The organism is Natronoflexus pectinivorans, from assembly GCF_004345615.1.
Taxonomy (GTDB): Bacteria; Bacteroidota; Bacteroidia; order Bacteroidales; family Marinilabiliaceae; genus Natronoflexus; species Natronoflexus pectinivorans.
This window is the reverse complement of record NZ_SLWK01000001.1, coordinates 385093-401221: the sequence shown is the minus strand read 5'-3', so window position 1 is coordinate 401221 and position 16129 is coordinate 385093. Positions and strand designations below refer to the sequence as shown.

The following is a 16129-nucleotide window of genomic DNA, read 5'->3' as shown; positions in this document are numbered from 1 at the left end:
ATGTCACAAAAAGCCGTTGTTCTATCACCCAATAGCAAAAATGAAGTAATGCTGTTAAGCCAACAGGATGGTAATACCGGAAGTTGGTATTTACAGGTAAATTATATCAGTGATGACGAAAAATCTGAAGTTATTCCACGTATTGATTTGGGTCTTATTCGTAACGATCAGAGTTTCTCAGATAATCTAAGATTTTTAAAGGCAAGCCGACCCAAAAGAGTGGTAGAACAATACACCTCGATACATGGAAAGCGCAGTGAACGCAGCAATGTTGCCAATGAAGTTGTCATGGAATTTGAAAATTCAGAGCGTTCAAGAATGAACGTTGTGGTTCGAGCTTATAACGATGGAATTGTATTCCGCTATGAATTTCCAAGGGGTAGCGGAACATATACCATTGAGGATGAGTTAACATCTTATCATATACCCGATAGTACTACGAGATGGCTACAGGACTTTGATTTGTCCAATGAACATCTTTATGCCAAAATGAAGGATGCACAAACCGGTGGGGATTGGGGATATCCGGCCTTATTCAATACGCCTGATAACAGCTGCTGGTATCTCATCCATGAAGCAGGATTGGATAGAACATATTGTGCAACAAAACTAAATAACGCCGATAATGTGCCTGCATATAAAGTAACACTTCCTTATCCCCATGAAGGGAAAGGTGAGGCATTGCCAACCATCAATTTACCATGGAAATCGCCTTGGCGCGTTGTAATCATGGGGGAGTTGTCTGACATTGTTGAGTCAACTTTGGTTGATGATGTTTCCAAACCTTCTGTTCTTGAAAACACCGACTGGATAAAGCCCGGATTAGTTTCCTGGAACTACTGGTCTGACAATCATGGTACAAGATGTTTTCAAACTGTTGCTGCCTTTACTGATTTAGCTGCTGCAATGGGTTGGCCATATACCCTTTTCGATTGGGAATGGGACGTAATGTCAAATGGTGGAAATGTTGAGGATGCAGCAAGATATGCTCTATCAAAAGGTGTGAAACCTTTTATTTGGTATAACTCTGGTATGTTTCAATGGATTACAGCTACTCCAATAGATCGGATGAAGACTCATGAAAACCGGATGGAAGAATTTGCCTGGCTAAAGAGTTTGGGGTTTGTTGGAGTAAAAGTTGACTTTTTCCTCAGCGAAAAGCAATTTATGATTGAGTATTATCTCGACATTCTGGAAGATGCAGCCAAATTTGAAATGATGGTAAATTTCCATGGCTCGGTGGTTCCAAGAGGATGGGCAAGAACATACCCGCACCTTATGACTTTGGAAGGAGTACGCGGTGCGGAGTGGTACAATAATGGGCCTGAGTTTACTACTACAGCGCCGGAACACAACAGTGTTATGGCATTCACCCGAAACGTAGTTGGCTCCATGGATTACACACCTGTTACATTCACCAATTCTCAATATCCGTCCCTTACCTCTTATGGACATGAACTGGCCTTAAGTGTGCTCTATGAATCTGCTCTTCAGCACATGGCCGATCGTCCTGAAGGTTATTATAATTTGCCAGATGCCCCCAAATCATTTTTAAAAGATGTGCCGGCGGCGTGGGATGACACTAAGCTATTGGATGGCTATCCGGGACGTGATGTTGTTATGGCTCGTAGAAATGATAAGTTATGGTATGTTGGTGGAATAAATTCTGAAAATGTAGAGAAGAATTATACCTTAAGTTTTAATTTTCTGGATGATGGTGTTGATTATAGAATTGTGTTGATTTCCGATGGAAATCATGATAAGGATTTCTCCACTTATTACTCTGTGGTGAATAAATCAAGCACAATTGATGTGAAAATGTTACGTAGAGGCGGATTTGCTGCTAAACTTCAACCAATGGACAACTAATTATTAACTATTAACTGTGATACATGGCCTGGAAGAATTAGTTTCTAATATGGGATTGATTCTCTCAGGCAGGTTTACAAGACTAATAATCCAACTATATGAAACATTCATTTGTAATCACCACAAAAAAAAATCTGAGCGCAATTGATATGCGAACAGGGAGTCCTCGCAATGAAGGCAGAAACTTTTTTTATTTTTTAATGATGCGATTGATGTTTCTGTATTTATTCTTGTTCTTCATAAGTTCCTCTGCTGTATCTCAATCTTACCAGGAAACAGAAACGGGGGCTGTTGTCAATTGTAACTCGATACAAGTTGAAATTCAGTTCTTCAGCAACTCTATTGTCAGGGTTATTAAATGGCCGGAAGGAACAAGTTTCAAAAAAGAGAGTCTTTCAGTTGTTAAATCGCCGGAATCAATCTCTCTGAATATCTCTTCGGACAATGACTTAATCTCATTGCAGAGCGATGAATTAACGGTTAATTTGAATACAAACAACGGACAAGTATCTTTTTATAAGAACAACGGCAAAGCTTTGTTAAAAGAGAAGAACGATGGCGCGGTATTCGTCGAAATCGATGACGCTGGAGTAAAATCCTTTAACGTTTCTCAAACCTTTGGTTTGGAAACCGGTGAAGCGATTTATGGTTTAGGTTTTCAGCAACAGGGAAGGATGATTCAAAGAAATTTAGAAATGAATATGATTCAGAATAATACTGAGTCTTTTGTTCCATTCTTTCAGTCTGTTAAAGGTTATGGTCTCTTTTGGGATAACTATTCCCCAACCGTTTTTTCTGACTCCTCAGAAGCGACCTCGTTTAATTCCGAAGTTGGAGATTGTATAGACTACTATTTCATGTATGGTGGCAATGCCGATGGTGTAGTTGCTGAAATGCGTGAACTAACCGGTCAGGTTCCAATGTTTCCTCTATGGACATATGGTTACTGGCAGAGTAAGGAGCGATACAAAAGTCAGAACGAAACGGTGGGTATTGTCAGGAAATACAGAGACCTGGGGGTTCCGTTGGATGGAATCATCCAGGATTGGCAGTACTGGGGAAGCAATTATCTTTGGAATGCAATGGAGTTTCTTGATGTTGAATTTCCTGATCCACAAAGATTTGTAAATGAAGTACATGAGCTCAATGCTCATATGATCATTACCATATGGTCATCATTTGGCCCCAAAACCAAACAGTACAGAGAACTTGACGCCGGTGGAATGTTGATGAATATATCAACCTGGCCAGAATCCGGTTCACAGTTATGGCCTCCTAGACTTGATTATCCATCCGGAGTCAGGGTATATGACGCATACCATCCTGAAGCTCGTGATATTTATTGGAAATACCTGAACGAAGGGCTTTTTTCTCTTGGAATTGATGGCTGGTGGATGGATTCAACTGAACCAGATCATTTTAACTGGCAACCTGAGGATTTTGATTTCCAAACTTATCTTGGCTCATTCAGGAGGGTTCGAAATGCTTATCCATTAATGACCGTAGGTGGAGTTTATAAGAATCAACGAGCTGTAACTTCAGATAAGAGGGTATTCATCCTTACTCGTTCAGCTTTTGCAGGCCAGCAACGATATGGAGCAAATACATGGACAGGCGACGTTGTTGCATCCTGGAATGCTCTACGAAATCAAATCTCAGCAGGACTTAATTTTTCTCTTTCCGGTATCCCACATTGGAACAGTGACATAGGTGGATTTTTCTTATGGGAATATCCTGCCAGACTTGATGACCCTGACTACAGAGAATTGTACGCACGGTGGATTCAGTTTGGTGCGTTTTGCCCTATGATGCGCTCTCATGGGGCCGAAGCCCCAAGAGAGATCTTTCAGTTTGGAAGCAAAGGGGAGCCTGTTTATGATGCCATTGAAAAATTTATTAATTTGCGATATCTTTTACTGCCTTACATATATTCTACATCATGGGAGGTGACTGCTAACCAATCTAGTTTTATGCGGGCACTGGTGATGGATTTTGCAAGCGATCCTAAAGCTCTTGATATTGATAATCAATATATGTTTGGAAAATCTATTCTTGTATGCCCGGTCACTGAATCAATGTACACCACAAATGGCAGAGAAGATTTTAGCACGGTGAAATCTTCCCAAGTATATCTTCCTAAAGGAACAGATTGGATTGATTTCTGGACTGGAGAAAAACATAGGGGTGGTCAAACCATTAAAAAGCAAAGCCCGATTGATATCATGCCGCTGTTTTTAAAAGCGGGCTCCATTTTACCGGTAGGCCCAAAAGTGCAATATGCAACTGAGAAGAAGTGGGACAATCTAGAAATCCGCATTTATCCCGGAGCCGACGGTAAATTTACCCTTTATGAAGATGAGAATGATAACTATAACTACGAGGATGGACAGTATTCAACAATCACTTTTTATTGGGATGATGCAAATCGCAAATTAACCATAGATAATAGAAAGGGCTCATTTCCTGGAATGCTTACCGAGCGACATTTTAATGTCGTGAAGGTCGAAAAAGACAAAGCAATTGGAATGGATTCGATTGATATTGATAAAAAGGTGGTTTATAAAGGAGGAAAACTAGAAATTAAACTTTAATATAACACAAGTGATGAAAAACTTAGTTTTATTTACATTTTGCCTGTTTTGTGCTATAGGAATTTCGGCACAGCAGTATCCGTTTCAAGATCCAAGTTTAAGTTCGGAGGAACGAGCACGGGATTTAATATCCCGTTTAACCGTTGAAGAGAAGGCTGCTTTGCTCTGCGACCAGTCTGATCCTATCCCCCGATTAGGAATTAAACGCTTTAACTGGTGGAGCGAAGCATTACACGGTTATGCCAGCAACGATAGTGTTACGGTTTTCCCCCAGCCCATAGGGATGGCCGCATCATTTAATGATGAATTGGTGTTTCAGATTTTTGATGCTACATCGGACGAAGCGCGAGCTAAATACCATCAGGCCATGCGCCGCGGTGAAGAGAATCGCAGATTCCTAAGCCTTTCTGTATGGACCCCAAATGTGAATATCTTCCGCGATCCCCGCTGGGGACGTGGCCAGGAGACTTATGGAGAAGACCCATTTCTGATGTCAAATATGGGGGTACAGGTAGTAAAAGGACTACAGGGTCCCGAAGATGCCCGCTACCGCAAGCTTTTAGCATGTGCCAAGCACTATGCAGTACACTCAGGACCGGAGTGGAGTCGTCATGAATTAAATGTTACCCATGTTTGTCCGCGAGAGTTTTACGAAACCTACATGCCTGCTTTTAAAGCATTGGTGCAGGATGCCGATGTGCGACAAGTGATGTGTGCTTATCAGCGCCTTGAAGATGAGCCTTGTTGTAGCAATACAAGACTTTTGCAACGAATTCTTCGTGAAGAATGGGGGTTTGAACATTTGGTAGTGGCTGATTGCGGTGCCATAACAGATTTTTACACAACACACAATGTTTCATCAAGCCGTGAACATGCAGCTGCAAGAGCCCTGTTAGGGGGAACCGATCTGGAATGTATTTGGGACAACTATCACTACAAAGATTTGCCCAAGGCTTTGGAAATGGATTTGATTACAGAGGAAGACATAGACATTAGTTTGATGCGCGTGTTAATTGGACGTTTTGATCTGGGTGATATGGATGATGATTCAATTGTGCCCTGGGCTCAAATCCCGGAGTCGGTCCTGAATAATGAACGCCATCGCCGTCTTACGTATGAGATGGCTCAACAAACCATGACGTTGCTTTACAATCCTAACGGTGTTTTGCCTTTGGACAAAACAACCATTCAAAGAATTGCAGTTATTGGCCCCAATGCTGATGATGAAGAGATGCTTTGGGGAAACTATAATGGAACACCCATAAATACGATCACAATTCTTGATGGTATTAAATCTAAACTTCCTAACGCTGAAGTTTATTACGAGAAAGGTGTGGATCTGGTTGATGATCAGGTAACAATTAGTTATTTTCCTCAAACCTCTATCAATGGTCGCACAGGGTTTAGAGCAACCTATTGGAATCATCCAAATTTTGAGGGAGAGTCTGTAGCTGTTCAGCAAATGGCTAATTCCATCAGACAAACTGCAGCTGGACAACATGAATTTGCACCCGGCGTTTGGCTTGAAGATTTCTCAGCAATATATGAAACAACATTCACCCCAACGGTTTCAGAAGAGATTGTATTTAAGGGTGGAGCAACCGGATTTTTTGAGCTGAGTGTAAATGACGAAGTACTGGAAAGCTACACCAATTGGAGAACTTTATCAACCAGAATTCCATTCAAGGTAGAAGCCGGCCAAACCTACCACATAAAGATAAGGTATGCTCACAGAGAAAACTGGCAAGCCAATATTGAATTTGAATTTGGTAGGGAAGAAGATGTGGATTACGCAGCTCTGGTTAAGAGGCTTGAAGGATTCGATACTGTCATTTTCGTGGGAGGGCTTTCCGGTCATCTTGAGGGAGAAGAGATGCCGGTTTCTTATCCTGGATTTAAAGGGGGTGATCGTACCGATATTGAACTTCCTGCTGTTCAACGCAACTGTTTGCGAGCATTAAAAGATGCAGGTAAAACTGTGATCTTTGTGAACTGTTCTGGTTCTGCAATTGCTTTTGAGCCCGAACTTGAAACAACTGAAGCAATTCTTCAGGCATGGTATGGTGGCGAAAAAGGAGGTTTGGCTGTGGCCGATGTCTTATTTGGAGACTTTAATCCATCGGGTAAACTTCCTGTAACATTTTATGCAAATTCTGATAATCTGGGTGATATTGAAGACTACTCCATGCAGGGACGTACCTACCGATATACCACAGAGGCGCTATTCCCATTTGGATTTGGCCTTAGCTATACCAATTTCGAAATTGGAAAAGCGAAACTTAGCAGATCTAAATTAAGCGGAGATCAAACCACTACAATTACCATACCGGTTACAAATGCCGGAGACCGCGATGGCACTGAAATAGTACAGGTATATATTCGGAAAGTTGGTGACGTAAACGGCCCATTGAAAACGTTGAGGGGTTACCAGAGAGTTGATGTTCCGGCAGGGAAAAAGCGTCAGGCAAAAATAGAACTGTCGCCTTCCTCATTTGAATTTTACGATTGGGAGCAACAAAAAATAACAGTGACTCCCGGTGAATATGTGGTTTATTACGGGAATAGTTCACATGAATCAGATTTGAAAAAAGCAACCGTTACCATTAGATAATTATTCAGCCTAATTTTTATCCATCCAAATAATTCTATGATATGAGCCATGAGAATCGTAAAATCGACGAAGTCAAAGATATTCTCACACAGGGGAATCGAAGATCAGCGCAGCTAATGACTGGATTGGCGAGTTCCATGTGACCTTAAAATACAAATTATAGACACATGAAATCAATTAATTTACTGCTATGTATGCTTATTGGAATATTTATTTTTCCAATAAGCATACAAGCTCAAAACTATACCAATTGGTATAACAATGCCCAAGAGCGTATAGAGGAGCTACGCATGGACTCCTATGGCATACAAATATTCGATAAAAACGGGGAGCCCTACACGGGCGAAGTCGCTATTCGAATGCAGAAACATGAATTTCCATTTGGCATTGCCTTTGATTTCTCCCAAGGAGCTCAAAGCATGGGAAATGTTTTTTCCACAAACAATGTTGTACAGGCCGAAAAAGATGCCGAAATCTACCGGACTGAACGATGGGGTGGCTATTTAGCTTATGCCATCCCGGTTGAAGCTGGAAAAGATTATGAAGTCACCCTTAAGTTCGCTGAAATATTTCATGGAGGAAACAATGCCCGTATTTTTAATGTACGGATTGATGGGGAACTCTTTTTGGAAAATTTTGATACCCATGCAGTGGCCGGAGGAAGAGATATTGCTGTAGATAGGAGTCTGGTGGTTACATCTTCCGGGAATCAAATTCTAATTGAACTTGAAGCTTTAGTGGATAATGTAGCTATAAAAGGGATTGTTATTGAAGAAGTTGATGGTGATTTTGCTTTAAGGATTAATTGCGGAGGATCTGCATTAACAACAGGTGATGGCAATGAGTATGTTGTAGAGGCAGGATTCTTCGATCCTGATGCAAATACAGTTGCATCCAACGATGATTGGAGAAAGGCCACGATGTATAAATATTTTAACGCCGGTGTTACCGAAAACTCTTTTAAATGGAGTGGTGTTCAGTCACAACCCGGTCCACCCAATTATACCGTATTTGAGAATGCTGTTAGATGGACTCAAAAAGTTGGTTGGGAGTTAAGAGGGCATGCTTTGATATGGGGCGGTAATGATAATCACTCAACTCCAAATTGGGTAAGAAGCCTGCCAACTCCTGAAGATATATATGAAGCATGTAGAGAGAGAGTTCTTCGGGATGTTGAGCGATATAGAGGGATTATTAAAGAGTATGATGTGGTAAATGAACCGCTTACCGGTCATGCTGATTGGTTAAGAAATGAAGTGGGTGACCGAATTATCTGGGACAGTTTTAAATGGGCACGTTCAGTAGATCCTGATGCCGAACTTTATATAAATGATTATAATGTGGAGTATAATTGGGGTCAGGCTGAAGAATACCGGGATTTAATATTTCAGATGCTGGAGGAGGGTGCCCCTGTAACAGGTGTAGGGATGCAGGCTCATTTCTGGGACTGTTGCAGGCCAGGGATTAATGAGCTGGTACGTAACATTAATATTGTTGCTGAACCCGGCTTGCCAATCAAACTGACTGAGTATGACTTCGGCGGAAATCTCACACAGGCTGAACAAGCTGCTGACTATATCATGGTTCTTACCATCGCTTTTTCACACCCATCTATTGTAGGGTTATATCACTGGTCGCTTAGAGATGGATGGGCATGGCGTGATAGGTCTGGTTTCTTTGATGAAGATGGAAGGCCTAAACTAGCTGCTGATACCTTACTTTATTATACAAAAACCAAGTGGGCAACAAATTTCGATGCAGTAATGCCGGCCAATGAACCTTTAACTTTTAATGCATTCCATGGTAATTATACAGTAGAAGCAGAATTTGACGGAGTAGTTAAAGTCTTTGAAGTTCCTTTGCTGAAAGCAAATGCCGATGCGGTTTTTGTATTAAATGAGGAAGACGCAGTAGTTAAGGGGCCGCAGATTTTGGAAACAGAGCTTGTTGGAAGAAATTCTGTGAGGCTTTTATTCGATAAGCCTATTGATGGTAATTCATTGCGACGCAGTAATTACAGATTTTTCTCACCAGGGAACATTGGTGTTGAAGCGGCGAATGTTGATCCTGATAACGAGAATGCAGTCATTCTCTCTTTAAGTTCAAATGTCCCTACGGGGCAATATATCTCTGTATCTTATTTCCCAGGTTCGTTAAAGGCTTTGGATGGGAGTGTTGCCAATGCATTTGGGCCTGAGGAGATTGCTAATAATGCATCCGTTGGAACGACCATCATCGAGCAAAGTAGGGTTCGAATTTATCCCAATCCGGCAACAAACAATCTTAACATAGCATACGAGTCGTCTCCATTTAGAATCAGCATTTTTAATAGCATGGGCGTACTTGTTTATTCTGGTAATTCTGCAAATGAGTCATATAGTTTAGATGTAGGTAGCTTTGCAAGAGGAATGTACGTTATTCAGTTAACTGATCAAAATAACCAAATAAGAGTTGAGAAGTTCTTGTTGAAGTAATACTAAATTTAGAAAGACAGTAAGGAATTTGACATTCCTTACTATCTTTTTTCTACAGATTGCTGTTTCTTCAGAACTGATGATTAAAATGTTTTCAAATCATAGCCCCCTTGGGGAATTGGTTTCATGCTTCGATGCTACGAAGATATCTGGGCTAACGCCCCTAATTTAAACGAAATGTTTTTCATAAGAAACATAAGGCTCAGACAATTAGAAATAAATGAAATTATTAACAGATGAAACGAGCCATGAGCAAGTACTTCTCACATAGACATGTACTGAGCCCAGTCGAAATAAGTATGACTGGATTGGCGAGTTCCATCCCGAGTACTCGGGATGGAATAACAAATTTTAGACACATGAAACGAGCCATGAGAAAAAGTTCTCACACAGGAGGATTATTATTGGCGAGTTCCATCTGGCCTATAAAAACAAATTATAAACAGATGAAAAAAATAGAACTTCTTCTGATTAATATCATCATATTGATCTTTTTTAATACCGTTCAGGCACAAGAAAAAATGTATCATAATACATTTCCCTTGTCTGACGTTAAACTGTTGGATGGGAAGTTTAAAGATGCCCGAGATCTTAATATGGAAGTTCTTCTTAAGTATGATGTTGATCGATTATTGGCTCCCTACCGAAAGGAAGCCGGGTTGCCTGAGAAAGCTCCAAGTTATCCCAATTGGGATGGGCTTGATGGCCATGTTGCAGGTCACTACTTAACAGCCATGGCTCTGAATTACGCGGCAACAGGTCACCCGGAATCTAAGAGAAGAATAGAATATATGCTATCTGAACTTAGAAAATGTCAGGAGGCCAATGCCATTAATAATCCTGACTGGGGAGTTGGTTACTTAGGCGGTTTCCCAAACAGCGAAGCATTATGGTCAGGGTTTAAAAAGGGTGATTTCAGAGTCTATAACTCTTCATGGGCACCTTTTTATAATCTGCATAAAATGTATGCCGGTCTTAGAGATGCCTGGTTGTATTGTGGTTACGAGGAGGCGAAATCAATGTTTTTGGAGTTTTGCAATTGGGGGATAGAAATTGCTTCAGGACTGGATGACCAACAAATGCAACATGTACTTGATGAAGAGCATGGCGGAATGAATGAAATCTTTGCAGATGCGTATCAAATCTCCGGCGATAAGAAATACCTCGATGCTGCAAAACGATATTCGCATAGGATGTTTTTGGAACCATTATCCCAGGGAATTGATAATTTAGATAACAAACATGCCAACACCCAGATTCCTAAGTTCATTGGATTTTCACGCATTGCCGAATTAGGTGGCGATGATCAATACAATAGAGCTGGGAGATTCTCATGGGAAACCATTACAGAAAATCGGTCGCTTGCGTTTGGAGGTAATAGTCGCAGAGAACATTTTCCCAGTGTAAATGCTTGCAGTGATTTCATCAGAGATGTTGATGGCCCTGAATCGTGCAACTCATACAATATGTTACGATTGACTGAAGTTTTATTCAGACAGCAACCTTCTGCTCATTATGCCGATTACTATGAAAGAACTCTCTTCAACCATATTCTTTCTACCCAGCATCCGGAGCACGGAGGCTATGTCTATTTCACAACAGCGCGACCCCGTCATTACAGAGTTTATTCAGCACCAAATGAGGCCATGTGGTGTTGCGTTGGCACTGGGATGGAAAATCATGCAAAGTATAATCAATTTATATACACGCATTCAGGAGACTCTTTGTTCCTAAATCTTTTTATTGCCTCAGAACTCAATTGGAAAGACCGGAATATCATAATTAAGCAGGAAACAAAATTTCCTTTTGAAGAAAGGACAAAATTTACTGTAACTAATGGTTCCTCTAGATTTAATTTAATGGTACGTTACCCCGGATGGGTGAAAGAAGGAGAATTAACTGTTACTGTAAATGGGAATGAGGTTAAGTATTCTGAGCACCCTTCATCTTATATAAGCATAGAGAGAAAATGGGAAAAGGGAGATGTGGTGGAGGTCAGATTGCCAATGCACAGCACCATTGAGCATTTACCTAATGTGCCGGATTATATTGCTTTTATGCACGGCCCTGTGTTGTTAGGCGCTGAAACGGGCACAGATGACTTGAGGGGGCTTATAGCAGACGATGGTCGTTGGAGCCAGTATCCAGGAGGGAGATTATTGCCCATAAACAAAGCACCCATCCTGATTGAAGACGATATTGAGAATATCGTCGATAAATTGAGCCCTGTTGAAGAAGAACCCCTAAATTTTATGCTCAATTTGGAGATGATAAATCCAATAGATATTCAGTTGAAACCTTTTTTCCAAATTCATGATGCAAGATATATGATGTATTGGCTGGCCCTGACAAGTGACGGCTATCAGGCATACATGGATTCATTAACAAATTTGGAAAATGCGAGGATTGCCCTAGAAAGTCGAACAATTGATTTTGTGGCGACGGGTGAGCAACAGCCCGAAACAGACCACCTTCTTAAATCTGAGAATTCAAGTACAGGGAACCATTTTGATGAGTTTTATCGAGATGCACGAGGCAATGGCTTCTTCAGCTATCAAATGAAAACCAATTTTGAGACAAATTTAAGTCTTATTGTCAGGTATTGGGGTGCCGAATGGGGAGGACGAAAATTTGAGATTTATATTGATGATGAGAAGCTAATAAGTGAAGACAATACAGGGAGGTGGAATCAATCTGTTTTTCACGATGTGGAGTATGCCATACCTGACTCAATGGTTGAGGGAAAAGAAAGCATTAGGGTAAAATTTCAATCAATACAAGGAAATACAGCTGGGGCTGTTTATTTTATCCGATTGGTAAAGCAACAGTGTGTGATGGTTAAATGATTTTATGTAATTGAATGTTCTTGCAGTTCAAACAAACTTTTTAATGGCTGTATTAATAGAGTGTCAATGGGGATTTTTCTAAGTATTGGTAACGGCAGAACAATAACTAAGAGTAATGATGAGCTCTGCTCGGTATTAAGTTGGAACTTCATGCTCGCTCTTAATTGAGAGATGCTGATTTAAAGATTTATTGATTTACATAATTTAGGCATTAACGAAATATCTGAGATTTTAACTTAATTATCTAAATCTAAAAATCCGGTATTTTAAATTCAATTATATTTAAAATTTGAAATTATGGTAAGTTCCTAGTAGAGTTAATATTATTAATCGGCGAAGTTTTTGTAAATTTATATTAAAATTAAATAGTTCTTTATTATGAGATTTCATTTTTCTATTTTAATGTCAATCTGTTTGATGTTGTTTTCATCAGCAATTATGGCCCAACAAGTGGCAAGTGTAGGCAGTCCTGACGGAAAGCTTCAGGTTTCCATTCTAGTCGAGAATAATCAGGCAATGTATTCGGTAGAATACAATGGCAATACAATGCTTGAAAAATCTCCATTGGGGTTATTGACAAATGAGGGCGATTTTCGAACGAACATGAGCTATGTTGGCTCTGAGGAAGGAGTTGTGGAAAAAGAGTACACCCAGGATAGAATTAAGCACTCCTTCATTAAATATCATGCTAATACTTTGCGCTCAACCTTTACAAATGGTGATGGTAAGGAGATTTCAGTCCTTTTCCAGGTAAGCAATAACGACATTGCATTTCGTTATGAGCTCCCGATGTGGGGAGATACAAGAGCATGTGTTGTGGAAATGGAATCGACAGGGTTTAGATTTCCGTCCTACACCAGGAGCTATCTTTCTCATATGATGAGACCAATGCAAGCATTCGCACGTACTTCTCCAAGTTATGAGAGTGGGTATGAAGCGGATTATCCCATCGAAAGAAATCAATCTTCAGAAGGATACGTATTTCCTGGATTGTTTCAGGTTGGAGATAATGGCTGGGTTCTTTTATCTGAGACCGGGGTGCGCAGTCTTTCTAACGCTGCACATTTAAGTAAATACACCGATGGCGTATTTACCGTTGATTATCCAAATCCCGCACAAAATAACGGTTTTGGTAGTTCAGGTATACAGCTGGGTCTACCTGGAGTAACTCCTTGGAGAACAATTACGGTTGGTGAAAATCTTGCACCCATCGTTGAAACAACCATTATGTGGGATGTTGTTGAGCCACTTTACAAGCCTTCTATTGATTATCAGTTTGGACGTAGCACGTGGAGCTGGATTATTTGGCAGGATCCAAGTATGAATTACGAAGATCAGGTGAAATACATTGATTTGGCTGAAGCTCTTGATTTTGAATTTATCCTGATTGATGCATGGTGGGACGAAAGAATCGGCTACGACAGAATGGAAGAGTTGATAAGATATGCCCGTTCGAAAAATGTTGGGGTTTTCTTATGGTACAACTCCAATGGCTCATTTAATGATGCTTTTCAAACTCCAATCAACAAGATGAACACTTCAATTGAGCGAAAGAAAGAGATGAGGTGGTTGCAGGAGGTTGGCGTAAAAGGAATTAAAGTAGATTTTCTGGGTGGAGACAAACAGGAAACTATGAGATTATACGAAGACATCATGTCCGATGCCAACGATTATGGTTTAATGGTTAATTTTCATGGCGCAACATTGCCACGGGGATGGGAAAGAATGTACCCTAATTTTGTCGGAAGCGAAGCTGTTTTGGCTTCTGAAATGTTGGTTTTTGTACAAGATACCCGTGAGAAGGAAGCATTCTACGCCACCTTACACCCATTTATTCGTAACTCTGTGGCCAGCATGGAATTTGGTGGAGTTATTCTTAATAAATACCTAAATCGTGGAAACCAGGAAGGCCAAAAGCGATTAACTACTGATATCTTCCAACTTGCAACAGGAATTCTATTCCAAAATCCTGTTCAGTTTTTTGCGCTTACACCAAATAATTTAACCGATGCTCCGGACTTTGCTATTGAATTTATGCGAAATATTCCTGTGTTGTGGGACGAAACCAGATACATTGCCGGAACGCCAGGTAAATATAGCGTAATCGCTCGTCGCAATGGTCAGGATTGGTATATTGCAGGTGTCAATGCTGAAACTTCAGCCAAAAGGATAACTATTGATTTGCCAATGATGGCAGGTCAAACGGTAACAATGTATAACGACAAAAGGGATGGGACTCCTTTTATGGAAACAACCAGAGTTCCTGCCAATGGTCGCTTTAACGTAACGATTCAGCCAAACGGTGGCTTTGTATTAACCAAATAAAAAATAATATAATATGAGAGTGTTAAGATTAAGTGTGGCTTTGATAGCCAGTTTGATGTTCTTCGTAACAAATGCCCAAAACCCTTTTGTGCAAACCATGTTCACAGCGGATCCAGCTCCAATGATATACAATGACACATTGTTTGTTTACACAACACACGATGAGCATACAACTTCCAATTTCTTTACCATGCACGACTGGCAGTTGTTTTCAACTACCGATATGGTGAATTGGACTGCTTATGGAACTGTTGCTTCATTGGAAGACTTTAAATGGTCTAATGTAGAAAACGGAGCATGGGCTCCTCAAGCCATTGAACGTAACGGTAAGTTTTATCTCTATTGCCCAATCCACGGAGACGGAATTGGTGTTTTGGTGGCTGACAGACCGTATGGGCCATTTAAAGACCCAATTGGACGCAGATTAGTGCGCTCATCTGACTATATATGGGATGATATTGACCCTACAGTTTTTATCGACGATGATGGTCAGGCTTATTTATATTGGGGAAATCCCGATCTGCATTATGTTAAGCTTAATGAGGACATGATCTCTTTTGATAAAAGCATTGGGAATAATGGAGTGGTCTCTCTGGAAATGACGCCTGAAGCTTTTGGAGAAAGAACTGAACCTAGTGACAGATATACAACCAATTACGAAGAGGCTCCATGGCTCTACAAAAGAGGCGATATCTATTACATGATATTTGCCGCCGTTGGTATTCCGGAATATATTGCCTATTCAACAGCGCCTACAGCAGAAGGACCCTGGACATATCAGGGAATAATAATGGGTCGTCATCCGGGACTTGCATTTACAAACCATCCGGGAGTTATTGATTATAAGGGTAATTCCTATTTCTTTTATCACAGCGAAGAATTGCCAGGTGGTGGCGGATTTAACCGTTCTGTTTGTGTTGAACAGTTCGAATTTAACGCAGATGGCTCATTCCCTGAAATTATTCCAACCAGAGAGGGAATTGTTAATGGAGTGGCTAACTTAAACCCATTTATCAGGGTTGAAGCTGAAACCATTGCCTGGTCTGAAGGTTTGAACATTGACCGAGATGAAAAAACAGGCGTTTTTGTTACCAATATCAATAATGGGAACTACATTAAAGTTCGTGACGTTGATTTTGGTCGTGGAGCGAGAAATTTTAAAGCCTCTGTAGCATCCGGAAGGGCAGGAGGTAATATTGAAATCCGAATAGGAGGTGTTGATGGTGAGCTATTGGGAACATGCAAAGTTGAAAATACAGGAGGAGATAAAAATTGGGCAGTTAAATCTTGTAAGGTTAAGAGGGTGAGAGGTGTTCATGATGTATATTTTGTATTCACCGGCGGTGAAGGAAACTTATTCAACTTTGATTGGTGGCAGTTCAGTCGTTAGAAACGAGATAGAAATTATGATAT

General features: G+C 40.6%; 7 protein-coding genes. All 7 read left to right on the top strand.

All coding sequences use genetic code 11. From position 1 onward, the window contains the following. A complete protein-coding gene (locus EV194_RS01450; protein WP_394346313.1) occupies positions 1-1869 on the top strand; it encodes a glycoside hydrolase family 97 protein in 1869 nt (622 codons plus the stop codon). 98 nt (positions 1870-1967) lie between these two features. After that, positions 1968-4460 (top strand): glycoside hydrolase family 31 protein, encoded by a 2493-nt coding sequence (locus EV194_RS01445; RefSeq protein ID WP_243699296.1) that lies wholly within the window; start codon positions 1968-1970, stop codon positions 4458-4460. Positions 4461-4473: 13 nt separating this feature from the next. Next, positions 4474-7071 carry a xylan 1,4-beta-xylosidase gene (gene xyl3A, locus EV194_RS01440; protein WP_132431351.1) on the top strand — a complete coding sequence of 866 codons (2598 nt, stop codon included), beginning with the start codon at positions 4474-4476 and terminating at the stop codon, positions 7069-7071. 167 nt (positions 7072-7238) lie between these two features. Further along, positions 7239-9545, top strand: coding sequence for an endo-1,4-beta-xylanase (locus EV194_RS01435; RefSeq protein WP_132431349.1), 2307 nt, complete (start codon positions 7239-7241; stop codon positions 9543-9545). A gap of 446 nt (positions 9546-9991) precedes the next feature. Continuing rightward, positions 9992-12391: a glycoside hydrolase family 127 protein gene (locus tag EV194_RS01430; RefSeq protein ID WP_132431347.1), complete on the top strand. Its 2400-nt coding sequence runs from the start codon at positions 9992-9994 to the stop codon at positions 12389-12391. A 378-nt stretch (positions 12392-12769) separates the two neighbouring features. Continuing rightward, positions 12770-14716: a glycoside hydrolase family 97 protein gene (locus EV194_RS01425; protein WP_207915858.1), complete on the top strand. Its 1947-nt coding sequence runs from the start codon at positions 12770-12772 to the stop codon at positions 14714-14716. A gap of 13 nt (positions 14717-14729) precedes the next feature. Next, positions 14730-16106, top strand: a complete 1377-nt coding sequence (locus tag EV194_RS01420; RefSeq protein ID WP_132431345.1) for a glycoside hydrolase family 43 protein — start codon at positions 14730-14732, stop codon at positions 16104-16106. The last annotated feature ends 23 nt before the right edge of the window (positions 16107-16129 follow it).

Bases quoted from the DNA above. Each gene is read 5' to 3' on its own strand.
- EV194_RS01450 (WP_394346313.1), top strand. From the start codon at position 1: ATGTCACAAAAAGCCGTTGTTCTATCACCCAATAGCAAAAATGAAGTA.
- EV194_RS01445 (WP_243699296.1), top strand. From the start codon at position 1,968: ATGAAACATTCATTTGTAATCACCACAAAAAAAAATCTGAGCGCAATT.
- xyl3A (WP_132431351.1), top strand. From the start codon at position 4,474: ATGAAAAACTTAGTTTTATTTACATTTTGCCTGTTTTGTGCTATAGGA.
- EV194_RS01435 (WP_132431349.1), top strand. From the start codon at position 7,239: ATGAAATCAATTAATTTACTGCTATGTATGCTTATTGGAATATTTATT.
- EV194_RS01430 (WP_132431347.1), top strand. From the start codon at position 9,992: ATGAAAAAAATAGAACTTCTTCTGATTAATATCATCATATTGATCTTT.
- EV194_RS01425 (WP_207915858.1), top strand. From the start codon at position 12,770: ATGAGATTTCATTTTTCTATTTTAATGTCAATCTGTTTGATGTTGTTT.
- EV194_RS01420 (WP_132431345.1), top strand. From the start codon at position 14,730: ATGAGAGTGTTAAGATTAAGTGTGGCTTTGATAGCCAGTTTGATGTTC.